Raw genomic sequence first — 18,117 nt, 5'->3', positions numbered from 1 at the left:
CTCATTCTTCTTCACTTCCTCGACGCATGGCGCCCCCCATATCTGGGGCGCCACTTCCTGTTGCAAAGGAATGAAACAAATAGTCTGGCGGCTCAACAGAAAGAAAGTGATAGAGGTTTTTAAGATTTAATCGAAATTGTTTCTCAAAAGTGCTGACAGCATCGCCTGGGTTATAATCGCCAAACCACCAAAACCAGTCAGAACCTTCGCACACAGCAAGTTGCTTCTCAGCTTCGGCGCGCTGCTTGCCCGATAGCTGACCTGTTGCAACAACCTTATCAAACACATGCTTGGCTTCGGCTAGCATTTCCCAGCCCCGGTTTTTATCAGGGTCTCCAATCCAGGTTGAAAACGTCCCATACACCCAACTGCCGGCAACCAGTTTATCCAGCATCATGACAGGCTCATTATTTTTCAAACATTCGGAAAATGTTGTCAGTGTGATATCAGGATGCTCGGCCAGACGCTGATAAAGCGCAGACAGAAAATAATAGCCATTTTCAGGAAAATATTCCCAGGCGTTTTCGCCATCCATAATGATCGAAACGACACCATCCTGTTTCAAAAAATGTCCAATATTTTCGATATGATGGACTAAATCGCTCACCGCATGATCGGCATGCCATTTGGAGTATTCAAAACCGATCAAGTCCGATAGGCCGTCATCTCTGAAAAAACACTGTATTGGTAAACCTTCCAGTTTAAATGGATGGTGAATCGATTGCGTCTCTTGCCCCGAAGCCTTCAAACTGTTTCTCAACACATTCCCACCTGATGCGGTCCATTTAAAATCAAACTCTGACAAGATTTCCAACGTCCGCCGGCTCACACTGCCCTCTGAAGGCCAGCAACCTTGTGGCTTGAACCCAAAAGTTTGTTCAAAACACTCCAACCCTTGCGCAAGATGCCATCTTACCCGCTCTTCCCCGCCGGGATAGCCGTCAATGTCCGGTAATGGCGCATTTGGCATCGCCTCATGGGTAGAATGGATATCTAACAACAACGGCATGATAGGGTGCGCATATGGCGTCACCGAAAGCTCAATGCTGCCCTGTTCAGCCAATGCCTTATAACGTGGCAAAATAGTCGTCAATATATCCTGAATAATCTGCAATAAAAGGCGTCGATCATCCGCTGAGAAATCCTTCCCTTTTTCGATCAAGGCTTGCACTCTTTCATCACTGCGCTTTACCGTTTCACCCAACCAGGCCAAGTGATACCAAACGACAAGATCAATTAGAAATTGCTGATTGATATAACGAACCGCTTCTGGCATCGCCAGTAGACACTCCGAAATATCATATAATTGCTTAAAAGCTGAATAGCGCTCGATTTGTCGTAATTTATTGGCCTTTCGGCAATTCTCGATGAGTTTAAGTCGCTCTACGTGTTCTAACGCGTCTAATTCTGTGACTAAGGCTGCTAATAACGGATCTTTAGGCGGCGAATGCGATTCAAAATAATGTTGAAGCTGTTGACTGTAACCCTGAATCTGTTCGATTAAAATTGGCGAGAAATTAGGGGCTGTTGCCATTTCACATAGGTAACCATAAAAAGGCGCAAGCCAGAGCGATAGAGCCTTCAAAATTTCGTTTGAGTTTGTCATATCGCGTGGCGATCGCTCTGAAATGCTTAAGTCTTGCAAACACATTTTCAACGAGATGGCGATATTTGTAGAGACACCAATCCATTTCATCATTTCCCCGAGTTGAATTCTTTTTTCTTGGGATAACAGGAACAGCCCCTTTGTCTTTAATTTGAAGACGTAATGCTTCACTGTCATAGCCTCTGTCAGCAACTATATAGTCACCTTTTGGGAGCTCTGCAACTAATTTCGGTGCTTCTTTACAGTCATGAACTTCGCCGCCTGTCACTGAGAAATGAATAGGAAGACCACAGGCATCAACGGCCATATGAATTTTACTGGTGTTCCCGGCGACAGATTTCCCTATCGCTGTTTCTTGTTCACAGGCCGCACCACTACTATGCTGATGTGCTTTCACAATACTCCCATCAATAAATTCCCATTCCAGGTCTGGGTCAACAACCAGGGCGTTAAAAATACCCATCAGTTTTTCTTTACGAGACCAGTCATTGAATCGTTTATATACCGCATTCCAATTACCAAAAGCCGTGGGTAAATCTCTCCAGGGACAACCTACTCGCAAGCGATAAAAAATACCTTCGACTGTTTTTCGAAGACAAGGTTTGTCATAAATTCCCATTTTCAACATAATTATCTTCAGTTTCTCCCAAAGTTCATCCGTAAGCATTTGTCGCGGCATAGTTTGCTTGTTTTTGAGTCAAAATAAACAATCTATGTGGCGGAGTTATTGAATTTCAAGGGGGATTTTCAAAACGGCAACAGCCCCTAACAACGGCTCGTGCATCGGGAACGGCCTCCAAATGTGCTGCCATATCGACATAATCTTTAATAGCATGCAAATAAGTCCATGGTAATACATATTCCCCTGTCCTGAGGTCACGGTACTCAGGTTGGTGCATGTGCCAACACAACACCAACCTTATTTTGTTACCGGACATAATGGCGTCTTTGGCCTAACATTTCAGACGTCACCAACACCACTCCCCCTGGGCTGACATGAAAACGCCTTTCATCATCGGCTCTGTTTTCGCCAATAATCGTCCCCTCCGGTACATCGCAACCTTTTTCAACAATCGCTTTTTTGATTCGGCAATGGCGACCAATATTGACTTCCGGCAAAATAACTGAATCTTCAACCAATGAATATGAATTCACTCTGACTTTTGAAAACAACAACGAATGCTTAACCTTAGCGCCTGAGACAATACAGCCACCCGACACCATCGAATCAATTGCCTGTCCACGCCTGTCATCATCATCAAACACAAATTTTGCCGGCGGTGTTTGTTCCTGATAAGTCCAGATTGGCCAGGTTTTATCATATAAATTCAAATCTGGTTTTACGCCAATCAATTCCATATTGGCTTTCCAATAGGCGTCAATCGTACCCACATCACGCCAATAACTTTGCCCGCCTTGTAAATCAAGGAAAGGATAAGCATTCACCCGGTATTTTTCGATCACTGCCGGAATAATATCTTTACCAAAATCACGGCTTGACCCTGGGGTATCGGCGTCTTTGATTAATTGTTCAAATAAAAAACCAGCATTGAACACATAGATACCCATCGACGCTAATGCCGTATCCATCCGACCAGGCATGACTGGTGGATTTTCTGGTTTCTCAACAAAATCAATGACGCGGCGTTCATCATCAACGTGCATCACACCAAACTCCTTGGCATCCTCCAGAGGAACTTCAAGACAGCCGATAGTCAAATCTGCATTATTCGCCACATGATCGGCCAACATGGCGCCATAATCCATTTTATAGATATGATCACCTGCCAACACTAAAATAAATTCCGGGTTGCGATGCCGTAAAATATCGATATTTTGATAGATAGCATCGGCGGTACCTAAATACCAATCATTTTCTGAATGACGTTGTTGCGCCGGCATTAAATCGACATATTCACCGAATTCACCCCGCAAAAACCCCCAACCTTGCATAATATGCCGAATCAGAGAATCCGCTTTATACTGCGTCAAAATACCGATTTTACGAATACCAGAATTCATGCAATTTGATAAAGGAAAGTCAATAATTCTAAACTTTCCACCAAAAGGCACGGCGGGTTTAGCGCGCCAATTAGTCATATCCTTTAAACGAGAACCTCGCCCACCGGCTAAAATCAAGGCAATCGTATTTCGGGTGAGATGACTGACAAAACGTTCCGTTGACTTACCATGGTTCGACATATTTCCCCCTTGACAGGTTTATTTTTTTTTATTGTATCCTAAATCAATAAATTTATTTCGGCGTTCAGAATACAAGTCGTGCTTTGATAAGCGCTTATATCTTGAGCCGTCATAAAAATACGGGCTACAGCCCTATTGTTGTCTAATCTGGCTCTTTTCACAATAGTCTTAACACAAATTTCATTCCAACCAGTGAATTTGGTACTATCCATAGTTAATAACAACACCTATAACAGAGGCAGCACCCCATGGAAAAGCAAATCAGTGGCCCATTACTCGATTCGGATACCTTGAAAATAATCCATGCCAAGCATCATGATCCGTTTTCGGTTCTTGGTTTGCATACCGTTAATAATCAAGATTTAATTCGCGTATTCATGCCCCATGCCGAAACGGTTCGTTTAGGCGCTAAAGGGCCGGAATTCAAGCGTATTGAGGGCACCGACCTGTTTATTTGCAAGGCCCCCGACTCACTGGATGAAGATGAACATTACCTACTGCATTGGACCGATAAACAAGGCCATGATCATATCAATTATGACCCGTATGACTTCGGCCCCGTGTTATCTGAATTTGACCAACACCTGTTTGGTGAAGGCAAGCATTGGCATATTTATCGCAAATTAGGCGCCCATTTACATACGATTGATGATATTCATGGTGTCTATTTTGCTGTTTGGGCACCGAATGCTGGCCGCGTCAGTGTCATAGGTGACTTCAATCAGTGGGATGGCCGCTGCCATCCGATGCGTAACCTCGGCGGCAGTGGCATCTGGGAACTCTTCATCCCAAATTTAACCGAAGGCGCACTCTATAAATTTGAAATTTTAAATCGCTACAGCGATGAAATTCTGGTCAAGACCGACCCTTATGGACAACAATTTGAATTCCGTCCTAAAACGGCTGCCATCGTCACCGATGAAAATAACTACACCTGGCATGATGCCCAATGGATCAGTCAAAGGCAAAAATTTGACTGGCAACATGAACCCATGTCCATTTACGAGGTTCATTTAGGCTCATGGAAACGGGATGCTCAAGGGAATTTTCTAAATTACCGTACTCTGGCCAAACAGCTGGTTGATTACGTCAAAGAAACCGGTTTCACCCATATTGAATTACTGCCGATTACCGAACATCCTTTAGATGCGTCCTGGGGCTACCAAACCACCGGATACTATGCCCCAACCAGCCGTTTTGGTACCCCCGACGACTTCCGCTTTTTTGTGGATTATTGCCATCAAAATGGTATTGGCGTGATGCTGGACTGGGTGCCGGCGCATTTTCCAAAAGATTCATTTGCACTCGCTCGCTTTGATGGCACCGCCCTGTATGAACATGAGGATCCACGTAAAGGTGAACACCGTGACTGGGGCACGCTGATCTATAATTTTGGACGCAATGAAGTCAGCAACTTTTTGTTGGCCAGCGCTATTTTCTGGCTGGAAGAATTTCATATTGATGGCTTGCGTGTCGATGCGGTCGCATCCATGTTATACCTGGATTATTCTCGCGAGGAAGGCGACTGGATTCCTAACCAATATGGCGGTAATGAAAACCTAGAAGCAATTGACTTTTTAAGACATCTAAACACAGTCACCCATGAACAGCTTCCCGGCACGGTCATCATGGCTGAAGAATCCACCTCCTGGCCACAAGTCACACGTCCGACCTGGACCGGCGGCCTGGGATTTTCGATGAAATGGAATATGGGCTGGATGCACGACACCCTGTCCTATATGCAGCAGGACCCGATCCATCGCAAACATCATCACGACCAACTCACATTTGGCATGCTGTATGCGTTCTCGGAAAATTTTATCCTGCCTTTTTCGCACGACGAAGTGGTACATGGCAAAAACTCCATGCTGAATAAAATGCCGGGCGATGAATGGCAAAAATTTGCCAACCTGCGTTTACTCTATACCTATATGTTCACCTATCCAGGTAAAAAACTCTTATTCATGGGGCAGGAATTCGGGCAAGGCACGGAATGGAATTTCAATCAGATGCTAGATTGGTATGTGCTGGACTATCCACAACACCAAGGTATGAAAACACTGATTAAAGATTTAAACAAACTCTACAGCACACAGTCCGCTTTGAATCGATATGACTTTGATGCTAAAGGCTTTGACTGGATTGACTGTCATGATGTCAACCAATCGGTTATCAGTTACTTGCGTAAAACAGAACAGGAATTTTTAGTCATTATTCTCAATTTTACCCCGCTGGTACGAGAGCAATACCGTATCGGTGTACCAGAAGAAGGCCAATACATCGAAATATTCAATTCCGATTCCAGTTATTACGGTGGGAGCAATACCGGTAATGCCGTCGCCTTATCAGAGCCTGTTCCCTGGATGAATCAAAATCACTCCATTACCGTCACACTACCGCCTTTAGGTGGCATTATTCTCAAGCTTTAAGATTAAACCTTATGAAAAAAATACTGTTTGCCACATCTGAAGCACATCCTTTGATTAAAACCGGTGGACTCGCGGATGTCGCCGGCAGCTTGCCTAAAGCGCTGGCTGAGCTCGGCCACGACATCAGACTGATTCTGCCTAACTACCAGGCTTTAACACTAGAAGACAAACCGCGCTATATTTGTACGGTTCGTGTCGATAATCGGGAAGTCAATATTCTTGAAACCCAACTACCCGATTCGAATGTTTTAGTGTGGCTGGTTGACTATCGCCCTTTTTTTGATCACCCGGGCAATCCTTATGTGGATGAACACGGCATACCCTGGCCCAATATTGCCGAGCGCTTTGCCTTGTTTTGTCGCATCATTACCGAAGTCGCCATGAATCGCGCTTACCTGGATTGGCAACCCGATATTGTGCATTGTAATGACTGGCAAACCGGGCTGGCACCCGCATTTTTATCATTAGAAAGCCAACCACCCGCCTCCGTTTTTACCATTCACAACTTAGCCTACCAGGGCTTGTTTCCTGCCAGCAGTTTCTCTCAACTGAATTTACCGGGCCAGCTTTGGCACCCGGAAGCGCTTGAATATCATGGCATGCTGTCATTCATAAAAGGCGGTTTGGCATTTGCCGATATCTTAACGACGGTCAGCCCGACCTATGCTCAGGAAATTCAAACCCCTGAATTTGGTTATGGGCTTGAAGGTTTACTCAGTCACCGTCATGATGTGCTACACGGCATTCTCAATGGCATTGATATGGACGATTGGAATCCCGAAACCGACCCCTTAATTCCAGGCCATTATTCGGCTCACCGCCTCAAAGATAAAGTCATCAACAAAATCCAGTTACAGCAACAAATGCAGCTGCCTGAAGATGAATCAGTGCCAATCTTTGGCATGGTCTGCCGCCTGGTAGAGCAAAAAGGCATCGACCTCATGCTTAAAAACCTGACAGAACTGGTTCAACTGCCTTTACAATTTGTACTGCTCGGCAGTGGCGATAAAAGCGTCGAATATAATTTACAGGAATTTTCGCGCCTGTATCCTGAAAAAATTGCCGTCACCATCGGCTATAATGAAGCCTTGTCCCATCTGATCGAGGCAGGCTCCGATATATTTTTGATGCCATCGCGCTTTGAGCCCTGTGGGCTTAACCAAATGTACAGCCAACGCTATGGCACCATCCCCATTGTTCGTAAAACTGGCGGTTTGGCCGACACCATTGAAGACGCATTGCCCGAAAGCTTAAAAAATGAAACCGCAACCGGCATTGCATTCAATCATCCAGAATCTGATGCCTTGCTTGAGGCCATTAAACGCAGCCTGGTTCTATTCGACAACAAACCGCTCTGGCGAAAAATTCAGCGCAGCGCCATGAAAAAAGATTTTTCCTGGACCAATAGCGCACGGCAATATCAAGCGCTCTACGACACCGTGTAAATGCAGCGTTTTATTCTACTCATTATTTTATGCTTCACCTACGGTATCGGTGTCAGTGCCGATACCGTGATGGAAATCATTACGCTGAAAAATCGCCCGGCTAACTCAATACAACCGATTATTGCTCCCTTGCTGGAAAACAACGAACAGATCATTGCCGCTCACGACAGCTTGATTTTAAAAGTCAGACCTAAAAACTTATCGTCTTTATCAGCACTGATCAAAAAACTGGACACACCGCTTAACCAGTTCATGATTTACGTCACCCAAAGTCGCGCCCAATCAAGCGAACAGCTCGAAGCTAGTTTGCAGGGACATCTCTCTACGGAGAGTCGTTATCTGCATGGGAAATACGGCGATACCCAATCCCTGAATCGTCATAACAGCATACAAACCCTGCGCACACTAGAAGGCAAACCGGCTTTCATCAAAAGCGGAGAAAACCGCCCTTTTTATCGCCTAAGGCTCTGGCGTAATCGTGATTACCTAGCATCTTATGATGTTGATACCCAGTGGCTAGAAATCACGACCGGTTTTAGTGTCACCCCACAGATGTCTGGCGATAAAATACAGTTGAGCATCCGCCCTTGGCGCGACCATTTTGAAAACAATCAAAGCATTTCCACCCAGGAAGCGGCAACCACTCTAATTGTTCCAGCAGGTCAATGGATAGCGATTGGTGAAATATCATCCTCTGATACTGCCCAACAAAATGGATTTCTACGCCACTCAAGAAGCACAGGGCAAACTCAACTTAAAATCTTTGTAAAAGTGGAAAAATTACCCTGATAGACCGTATCAGAGCACACTATTTCACGTCTTTTCAGCCGCCCTTTTAGCGCATTTCTGCGACAGTAATATCTTCATTGATAAAGCCACCCGCTTATAGTCAAGCTATTGATATTGAAGTTATATCTCTATCGAAATATTATTTTGAATACTCCCTGAACCTGAATACCTTGACCCGATCAGCCTTAACGGCTTATAAAAGAGAATAGGTAATCATTGAATTACCCTTTACTCAGGTCGATCGTTTCATGAATACAATCATTGCCAATAAGGCTGTACTCATTTATCCAGAGTTTGATAATCAAAATACATTCTGGAGCTATGGTTATAGTTTAAGTCGCTATATGCCGAGTAGTGAATTTGGATTGCCAAAAAGACTGTTACCCCCCCTCGGCCTAATGGGACTGTACCGCTTTTTAAAACCGTACTACCACAACATACAGCTGATTGATAAGAATATTGACCCACGCCCTTTAGATCAGCTGATTGACGATGCCGATCATATTTTTATCGGCGGCATGGCGGCGCAACAAAACAATCTGTTAGAACTGGCAAAAATCAGCAAACGGATGGGCAAGATAGTGATTCTTGGCGGAACGGCCGTAACGCCCGACTCCAAATTGAAGCTATTTGCCGACCACCTAGTAGAAAACGAGGCCGAAAGCATCATGGACGCACTGATGCTCAATTTAAGCCAAGGGAAAAACCATCAATATTATCGCGGAACGCCCGGACCAGCAGAGGATTTTTTTCAGCCGGATTATTCTTCCATAAAGCTTGATAATTATATCCATATGGCCGTACAAATCAGCCGGGGGTGTCCTGAAAAATGTGAGTTTTGTGATATTCCCAGTCGTTTCGGTAAAGCGTTCCGTGTTACGCCCTGGGAAAAAACAGCGCATTCGTTTCGTCAGTTAAAACAGTTAGGCTGGTATGGCCAGGTCTTTATTGTAGATGATAATTTTATCGGTCACCCCAAAAAAACGCTGTTAGTCTTGAAAAACCTTCATAAAATCGGTGAAGAAATTGGTTATCACCACCCTAAATATACCGAATTAACCCTGCGATTGGCCGATGACACAGCAATCATGGCTAAATTGCGACATTGGTTTCGAAAAGCGCATTTTATCAATGGCTTTTACGGGGTGGAGTCACCGAATACCGCCTCGTTATTGGAAACACAGAAAAAACAAAATCTTCGCGGCAACACATCATTGCTCGATAAATTACGTTTTATCAGCGAACAAACCGGCTCCGGTGTCATGATGGGAATGATTTATGGATTTGATCATGACGATCAGGAAACAGTGCAGGAATTTATAGACTTCATCAATGCCAGTCATGCCCCCATTGTCATGGCTGGACTGCTCAATGCATTACCTCATACGCCATTACTGGTGCGTTTAAAACAACAACAGCGCTACATTCAACCCAGCAGCGGCAATAATTCCGATGCGGTAATTAATTTTATTCCCAATCATTTGTCTGTACAGCAAGCCGAGCTAAATTATTTACAAATTGTGGAAGCAATCTATCGACCCGCAGCCTATTTCAAGCGCGTCTTACGCCATCTGCAATTGATTGACCCGACGCTACAAAGCCAATATCGTAATCGCCAAGGCCAGATAAAATACCTTTATCGTATCTTAAGTGGTAAAAATGCCCGATTTTTCTGGCGCTATTTACCCCAGGCCCTGATAATCGCTCATCATAAATCAAATAAAGACCGCCGCATTTTTACAACCATTCTGGCGGAGTATTTCTCTTTATGTGCGCAATTTACACATTTCAGCAGCCAGGTAAAAGCACAGCGTCTTGCCATCAGCACTAGACACTATCATGCGCAACAAAAACAATCCTGGCAACAAATGCAGCGGCGGTCATAAAGATGACACGTTATTACATTGGCCTATCTGTCACCTATCATGATCCAGCACTGGCGATCGTAGATAGTGACGGCCATGTGGTCTTTGCCGAGGCAAGTGAACGATATTTACAACACAAGCGCGCACTGAACTGTCAGCCAGACCCTTTAATTCATATTCAAGACATCCTGGCCCAATATTGCCCGGATGGCGATGACTTTGTCATTGCCATCAATTGGCAAAGAAAGCGGCCGTTATATGAAAATATAATCATGCTATTAGGTGGCTTGCAGGCCCCGGGCTTATTAAAAACCGGCCTTAAAAAACTGCGCTCACCGCTGCCCAATTATCAATTGCATCATATGATTGCCTGTCAGCGCCATCATATACACGCAGCCGCGCTTAATTTAACCCGTATTCTTGCCGAACATTATCCCGCTTGCCGAATCCGTTTTCATGATTTTCCACACCATCTTACTCATGCCGCGGCAGCATGTTATAGCAGTCCCTTTTCTTCGGCGGCTTGTGCCATCATCGATTCTTTTGGTGAAAAAGGTGCAATGGCGTTTTATCACTATAACAATCAAACACTTTCACCGATATTTGAATCCAAAGGCCCTGGCAGTCTAGGTTTCTATTATATGAAAATCACTGAATTATGTGGTTTTAACTGGCTCAAGGGCGAGGAATGGAAGGTAATGGGCTTAGCCCCTTATGGGCATCTCGATCGCGCTTTATATGAGTTATTAAAATCGACCATTACATTGCAAGGATTTAAATGCACACACAGCAATCGCCATTTATTCCGCAATTTGGAAAAACTCACCGCTTTTCGCCGCACACCCGATCAATCGCCTGAGCAGGCTGCCAACCTGGCCTATACCGGCCAATACTTTTTTGCTGAATTGATGGCGCAACTACTACAGCATCTGCAACACAAAACGGGGGAGAAAAAACTGGTATTAGCCGGCGGGTGTGCCCTCAATTCAGCTTTTAATGGACAAATAAAACCCCGTACAGCCTTCGAAAATATCTTTATCCCGTCGGCGCCAGCCGATGATGGCACTGCCTTAGGCGCGGCCTGGCTTGCTTTGGTGCAAGATTCACCCACCCACAACCCCATGCGCATTAATTCCGACCCACTGACGCCCTATCTTGGTTCTTCAATTTCAAATACCAGCATTGAAAAATTTTGCCAATATCAGCGCGGCCTGACTGTTCAATATTTGCCCGATAGCATTTGTGAAAAAACCGCCCAGCGCTTGAGCCAAGGACAACTTATCGGCTGGATACAGGGCCGCGCAGAATTTGGCCCTAGAGCATTGGGCAACCGTTCAATCTTGGCCGACCCCAGGTCGGCACAAATGAAGGATAAAATTAATCAGCACATTAAATTTCGCGAATCTTTCCGTCCATTTGCCCCCTCTGTGCTGCACGAACATGCTGAAGATTTTTTCATGGACTATCAAGAATCACCCTATATGGATAAAACCTTGCGCATTAAACCATCACGCCAACAAAGCATCGCCGCAGTCTGCCATGTTGACGGCAGCGCCCGACTACAAACCGTAAAAGAGGCCTGGAATCCAAAGTTTTATCACTTAATACAGTGTTTTTATCAACACACTAGAATTCCAATGGTATTGAACACCAGCTTCAATATCATGGGTAAACCTTTAGTCCATACGCTTGAAGACGCTCTCGCTGTTTTTATGACCAGTGGGCTTGACGCCATTGTTATCAACGATTATTTAATCACTAAGCCTTGTGATGAAAACGACAGACCACCCGCTTGATCCACAAAACCTCAGCCTGGAGGATAATATTTTTAATCGCCTATCCAACGAAACGGCCTTAGCCTTAGATAGCCAAAATTTATTCTATCTGCTGCAACATACGGAAGTCGATCTCAGTACACTGACAACCGCTTGGCATTTTCTACGCAACGCACTCAAGTCGGCCGAAGTAAAGTCCCTGCAATCGACATACACCGATCGAAAAATCAACACCTTATCCATAAAACCCATTCCTCCGTTACCATCCAAATTTCATAACGCTTTGTTTCAACAGGAAACCTTGCACCAGTCGGCACCAATTCTTCTGACACAATTAACCTGGTTGCAAAACATTTGCCCGGCCAGTTGTAGCCAAATACAATTCAACCTGCAAATGCAGGCCGTTTATAAGCAGCTTTGTTTCAATGCATCCGGCCATGCTGATTTATTACCATCCTGTCGCGCATTATTGGAAACGACAGGCCGCCAATCTGCTCGTATTCTGCATCAGTCATTCGATCGGCACCATGATGTACTATCGGTCATGATTGACCTTGCCACGATACAGCTTGCCTTAGGCTTTTTCCCACGACTGTTATTCCCTGAAATATTGGGCTTTACATTGGCTTATTGTCAAACACCTAACTTAATCAACATTTGTCACCCTGACTTCAAAACCAATGCCCCTTTTTTCAATTTACATCAAAAGCGTAAACAAAAGGCCATTGCCAAAATACAACAAACTATTCAATCCTATTTGACGCTGTTTATTAAAGACAGGCCGCTGTTATGGTCTCGTATTCAACAAGGATTCCATCTTTACCCGCAGGCATTAAACGATTGTCGAAATCAATTAAACCATTTCTTTTCTCAACCCTTATCTGTCGCAGAACAACTCGGCCAAATGCTGCAAAGAAAATTACCCGCCGCATTCGGACATCACACCGGCATTGAATTACAGGGTATTCCCTTAGAACAATGGTTGCATGGGCTGCCAGAAAATACAGACGATTTTTTAAAGGCTCTCCGCCAGTCCCCTTATGTCGACCAAAATCACCCGGAAAACAGTCGATTATTACAACTCTTTACATTTAAGGGGCCCATGCATGGGGTTTTTACGGCATCCGAACAAGAATTATGGCGGAAATGGCTTAAAAATCAGTCTGCCGATCGTCCCATACCCCCCTACATATCACCTAAGCCCATCATGTCATCTCGACAGCTTAAAAAACAGCCGCCATCATTAACTAACCGAGCTTTGTATCATAAGCTGATAAACCTTGACCTTACCCCGGATAGACAACCGCTTGTCGAAAAATGGTTATCCCGGCGACTTCGTTATTGCACACTATTCAACATCAGTCCGTTCAAACATTTTGATCATGCCCGTTTTGATGCGTATATTGAATCCTGTTATCGCCGCGAAGTTGACGCCTACCGGCCTCTGCACGGAACCCCTAAAATCTCCAAACCAGCTTATATCTGGGGTATTGAGCAAATTGCCCCTATGATTTTGATTGATGGCTGCTGGTTGCAAAACAGCTTACGCCTGCAAGCCGCTTACCCTGAAATTAGCGAAATCCTGTTTCGTATTTATGATGATGAACTCGGCAATGGCCAATTGGAACAAAATCACCCGACTATTTTTCAGCATTTATTAGAAAGCCTATCCATCAAATTGCCGCCGGTACACAGTCAGGCTTTCAGCAATCATCAGGGGTTTATTGACAGTGCTTTTGACTTACCAGTTTTTATGCTGGCGCTTGCCAGTTTTTCCGGCCGTTTTTTACCCGAATTACTGGGACTTAACATGGCAATTGAACTTAGTGGACTTGGCAAAGGTTACCTCAAACTGGTGGATGAGTGGCGTTATTGGAACATCGACCCTCGCATTGCCATGGTACATATTAGTATCGACAATGCTGCATCAGGTCATACATTTCAAGCACAGCAAGCCATTCAGTTATACTTGGATGAAATATTACGAAAGTCTTCTCAAGCGGCGGAGGTTGATCGTCATTGGCGACGCATTTGGACAGGATATGCGTGTTTACGCCTAGTTGGCTGGCGCTTTAAATTACAGCTCCCTATTTTCTATGGGCTTAAAAAGATTATCACGTTGCAAAATGCTCGGCATGTTAAATGACTTAAAATATCTCTTCAGTTTTATTTTTCCACTCAGTGTCACTGTTTTTTTGATAACGGGCCCACACACTGCACTGGCCGCTATGCTGTGGACATTACCATTATGGATAATTATTTTAATGGATTGGTTAAGCCCCGCCATCTCAACCGATAATACTGAAACTCCAGCGCCAGAAAGTTTTTATAAGGCTATTCTCTATACCTTGGCAATGCTGCATTTTTTTATTATCGGTTTAATGCTGCATTATGCCAGTCAATTACAGTGGCACTCTATTCAAACTATTGCAAATACTCTGGTCAATATTATCGTCCTGCGCATTTTAGTGGGCACCAGTTCAGGAAGCTCCGCCATCATCGTCGCGCATGAACTTATTCATCGCCGCAATAAATATGACCGATTGTTAGGGAAAATGTTGCTCTGCACCGTCTGTTATGAACATTTTATAATCAGTCACCTTTATGCGCATCACCCTAATGTCGCAACACAAGATGATATTGCCACAGCCCGCTTGAATGAAGATTTCAACCATTATTGGCAAAGAGTGTATCGTCAAAATTTCAATTTTGCCTGGCGTTACGAACAAAACCGCTTGAAAAATCCCCCCCCTACAGCACTGCGATTTATGAATAACCGCGTCTTTCACGGCTTGCTTTTCGAAGCTGTTTTTCTGATTTTCATCCTGTTTTATTTTGGATGGACTGCGGGGTTTGTTTTTCTCTACCAAGCGCTGTCTGGTGTACGTTTATTGGAAACCATCAATTATTATCAACACTGGGGGTTGCTACACGACAACTCCTGTGCCAGCCTAGCTTGGGTCAATGTTTCAAGCTTTAGCCATTATGCGCTCATTGGCCTGGACAACCATATTGGCCATCACCAAAATGCAACATTACCCTTTTATAAAACACCTCATATTTCAAATGGCCCCAAAATGCCCTACGGTTATTTTGTCACTAATTTATGGGTAAAACTGAACAACGCCCGGTATCGTCAGAGATCGTTAGCCATTTTAAAGCAGAATTTGTGACAGCAATAGCAAGGGGCGGAAGCACATTCATGTGATTGCAGCTTATGAACCGCTTTTTTCAGGACTCAACATCATGAAAGCCAAAATTTCAGCCCTATACACTGTGCCTAATATGCTCACCTGTTCTCGTTTCATTATGGCGCCGGTCATGCTTTGGCTCGCTTGGCACGGTTATGGCGATGCTTTCATGTTTATTTTGGCCATTGCCTTTATAAGTGATATTCTGGACGGATTGGTGGCCCGCGTGATGAAACTCAGCAGCCCTTTCGGTGCCATGCTGGATACTTGGGCCGATTTAGTGATTTACCTGACCATCGGATTTGGTAGTTGGTGGCTATGGCCCGACATTGTTCATCGGGAAGATCGCTATCTCTACATCATTTTAGCCTGTTATTTAGTTCCTGCGACAATTGCCACCGTAAAATTTGACACCTATACCGGCTATCATACCTGGTTGTCTAAAGCGGCTGCGGCCACTATTGGCCTGTCTTTATTTCCATTGTTTCTATTCGATATTGCCTGGCCCTTCCGGCTATCGGTTTTCCTGTATATTTTAGCCGCCGTAGAGCAAATTGCGCTTACTTTGATTTTACCTCGCTTACAATACGATGTCCGTTCGCTTTGGCATTGGTGGTGGCAACATCATTCATCTAAACCTAAGAAATGATGTCGCGCTTTTACCCTGTTCATCCATAAATTTTCATGGATGAACAGGGTAGTTTAAAGACTCTAAAGGCTAAATAGCCGTTATTCAAGACTCATTTAGTATAGAATAAAGGTAATTTATCCATTTTAAACAAAATTGAACTTATCCTCCTGAAAAGAGGACAAATGAGATTGAGTATTATTGCTACTAAAGAGGTTTAGGCATGAAATCACACATCACAAGGATTTTTGTACTGACAGTGATTGTCGTTGTTGCGGTTGCCATGTTCAATCGAACATCGCCATCCTATGAAAGAAATTACGCCCTCTCCTACTCTGACTTTATCGAAGACGTGCGGAGTGGAGCCATTTCCGAAGTCACCATCGATGGTGAAGAAATCAAAGGTCGTCGCACCAATGGCGAACGGTTTACGACCTACAACCCGGATGACGCCCATATGATTGACGACTTGTTGGCCAATGGGGTCAAAATAAAAGTCGCCAAACCACAACGGCCCTCCGCCCTGATGCAATTTTTCATGTCCTGGGGTCCTATGCTGCTGTTGATTGCGGTTTGGATTTACTTTATGCGTCGTCAACAAGCCGGAAATGGCGGCGGCCAAATGGGTTTTGGCAAAAGTCGCGCCAAATTGATGGAAGAAGACCAGATTAAAGTAGGATTCAAAGATGTCGCTGGCGTTGAAGAAGCCAAAGAAGATGTCGCCGAAATGGTTGATTTTCTGAAAGACCCGGCTAAATATGAAAAATTGGGCGGCAAAATCCCCCGCGGTGTACTGATGGTCGGCCCTCCAGGTACTGGTAAAACCCTGCTCGCTCGTGCTATTGCCGGGGAAGCTCAGGTGCCTTTTTTCTCGATTTCGGGCTCTGATTTTGTTGAAATGTTTGTCGGTGTCGGCGCCTCTCGTGTCCGCGACATGTTTGAACAAGCCAAAAAACGTGCGCCATGTATTATCTTTATTGATGAAATCGATGCCGTCGGTCGCCATCGTGGCTCTGGCATGGGCGGTGGCAACGATGAACGCGAACAAACCTTAAACCAATTATTGGTCGAAATGGATGGTTTCAGCGGCAATGAAGGCATTATCGTCATTGCAGCGACTAACCGTGCCGATGTGTTGGATAAGGCTCTACTCAGACCAGGACGTTTTGACCGTCAAATTACTGTCAATCTGCCCGATATCAAAGGCCGGGAGCAAATTCTCAAGGTTCACGCCAAAAAAATCCCATTGGCAGAAGATGTCAATCTGAGGGACCTGGCGCGTGGAACACCGGGTTTTTCAGGTGCTGAACTCGCTAACCTGTTAAATGAAGGCGCTTTGTTTGCGGCGCGCGCTAATAAACGCATCGTATCCATGGAAGACCTGGATAAAGCACGGGACAAGTTACTGATGGGTCCTGAAAAACGCAGTATGGTCATGCGCAAGGAAGATTTGTTGATGACCGCCTACCATGAAGCGGGACATACCATTGTCGGACAGTTAATGCCTGAACATGATCCGGTTTACAAAGTCAGCATCATGCCTCGTGGCGGTGCTTTAGGGATTACTATGTTCTTACCGGAACAAGATCAATACAGTGCCAGTAAAGACAAACTGGAAAGCCAGATTGCCAGTTTGTTTGGCGGCCGAATCGCCGAAGCTCTGATTTACGGAAAAAATAAAATTACCACGGGTGCATCGAATGATATTGAACGCGCTACCCAGATTGCACGTAACATGGTGACAAAATGGGGGCTTTCTGACAATTTAGGACCAATGGATTATGGCGAAAGTGAAGGTTTAGGCTATATGGGCCCACAAGCCAAACCCATGTCGGAAAAAATGGCACAAATGATCGATGACGAAATTCGTAACCTGATTGATCGCAACTACAAACGCGCCGAAGATATCCTGAAACAGCATATCGATATTCTGCATAATATGGCGCAAGCGCTGATGGATTGGGAAACGATCGATAAAAATCAAATCGCCAAATTGATGAAAGGGGAAAAAATTGACCCGCCCAAGCCAGATTCAGAGCCACCGGCATCAACTGATGGCAATACTGAAGAAGCCAGCCCTGAAAAAACGGATAGCAGTATCCCCAAGCAAGGGCCGTTGGCGACTTAAAATCCCACCCACAAAAAAAAGCCCGGATAATCCGGGCTTTTTTTGTGCTTAAGTTAAAG

General features: G+C 44.7%; 12 protein-coding genes and 1 pseudogene. 9 read left to right on the top strand and 4 right to left on the bottom strand.

Features of this window, described 5'->3' with window-relative positions; translation table 11 throughout:
- Window position 1: 1 nt before the first annotated feature.
- The 4 genes and pseudogenes from JEU20_RS08675 to glgC all read right to left on the bottom strand — a co-directional run bounded on the left by JEU20_RS08675 (window position 2) and on the right by glgC (window position 3,808).
- Entirely contained in the window at window positions 2–1,606 is a 1,605-nt protein-coding gene (locus tag JEU20_RS08675) for a glycoside hydrolase family 57 protein (protein ID WP_245395223.1), read from the bottom strand.
- On the bottom strand, window positions 1,536–2,285 hold the full coding sequence (locus tag JEU20_RS08670) for an IS5 family transposase (protein WP_198243554.1): 750 nt from the start codon (window positions 2,283–2,285) through the stop codon (window positions 1,536–1,538). The genes JEU20_RS08675 and JEU20_RS08670 overlap by 71 nt, the downstream gene beginning before the upstream one ends.
- A gap of 88 nt (window positions 2,286–2,373) precedes the next feature.
- Window positions 2,374–2,544: pseudogene (locus JEU20_RS08665) on the bottom strand (glycoside hydrolase); the annotation flags it as partial.
- Window positions 2,534–3,808: a glucose-1-phosphate adenylyltransferase gene (gene glgC / locus JEU20_RS08660; RefSeq protein ID WP_198245044.1), complete on the bottom strand. Its 1,275-nt coding sequence runs from the start codon at window positions 3,806–3,808 to the stop codon at window positions 2,534–2,536. The gene glgC and the pseudogene JEU20_RS08665, both read right to left, overlap by 11 nt.
- 248 nt (window positions 3,809–4,056) lie before the next feature.
- Here glgC and glgB point away from each other — a divergent pair, with 248 nt between their 5' ends.
- The 9 genes from glgB to ftsH all read left to right on the top strand — a co-directional run bounded on the left by glgB (window position 4,057) and on the right by ftsH (window position 18,058).
- The gene (gene glgB / locus JEU20_RS08655; RefSeq protein ID WP_198245042.1) at window positions 4,057–6,237 is read left to right on the top strand and encodes a 1,4-alpha-glucan branching protein GlgB; all 2,181 of its coding nucleotides are present in this window, start codon (window positions 4,057–4,059) and stop codon (window positions 6,235–6,237) included.
- 11 nt (window positions 6,238–6,248) lie between these two features.
- Window positions 6,249–7,682 (top strand): glycogen synthase GlgA, encoded by a 1,434-nt coding sequence (glgA, locus tag JEU20_RS08650; RefSeq protein WP_198245040.1) that lies wholly within the window; start codon window positions 6,249–6,251, stop codon window positions 7,680–7,682.
- Entirely contained in the window at window positions 7,683–8,471 is a 789-nt protein-coding gene (locus JEU20_RS08645) for a hypothetical protein (protein ID WP_198245038.1), read from the top strand.
- Between the two features lie 248 nt (window positions 8,472–8,719).
- A complete protein-coding gene (locus tag JEU20_RS08640) occupies window positions 8,720–10,357 on the top strand; it encodes a B12-binding domain-containing radical SAM protein (RefSeq protein WP_198245036.1) in 1,638 nt (545 codons plus the stop codon).
- Window positions 10,358–10,359: 2 nt separating this feature from the next.
- Window positions 10,360–12,132, top strand: a complete 1,773-nt coding sequence (locus tag JEU20_RS08635) for a carbamoyltransferase family protein (protein WP_198245033.1) — start codon at window positions 10,360–10,362, stop codon at window positions 12,130–12,132.
- A complete protein-coding gene (locus JEU20_RS08630) occupies window positions 12,107–14,257 on the top strand; it encodes an iron-containing redox enzyme family protein (RefSeq protein ID WP_198245032.1) in 2,151 nt (716 codons plus the stop codon). Before JEU20_RS08635 ends, JEU20_RS08630 begins: the two co-directional genes overlap by 26 nt.
- Window positions 14,258–14,375: 118 nt before the next feature.
- Window positions 14,376–15,284, top strand: coding sequence for a fatty acid desaturase (locus tag JEU20_RS08625; RefSeq protein ID WP_214657295.1), 909 nt, complete (start codon window positions 14,376–14,378; stop codon window positions 15,282–15,284).
- A gap of 73 nt (window positions 15,285–15,357) precedes the next feature.
- Window positions 15,358–15,951, top strand: coding sequence for a CDP-alcohol phosphatidyltransferase family protein (locus JEU20_RS08620; RefSeq protein WP_198245029.1), 594 nt, complete (start codon window positions 15,358–15,360; stop codon window positions 15,949–15,951).
- Window positions 15,952–16,153: 202 nt separating this feature from the next.
- Window positions 16,154–18,058: an ATP-dependent zinc metalloprotease FtsH gene (gene ftsH, locus JEU20_RS08615; RefSeq protein ID WP_198245026.1), complete on the top strand. Its 1,905-nt coding sequence runs from the start codon at window positions 16,154–16,156 to the stop codon at window positions 18,056–18,058.
- The last annotated feature ends 59 nt before the right edge of the window (window positions 18,059–18,117 follow it).

The sequence above is a fragment of the methane-oxidizing endosymbiont of Gigantopelta aegis genome (genome assembly GCF_016097405.1).
Lineage (GTDB): Bacteria > Pseudomonadota > Gammaproteobacteria > Methylococcales > Methylomonadaceae > Methylomarinum.
Note: the sequence above shows the minus strand (reverse complement) of the source record. Positions and strands in the feature narration are given on the sequence as shown.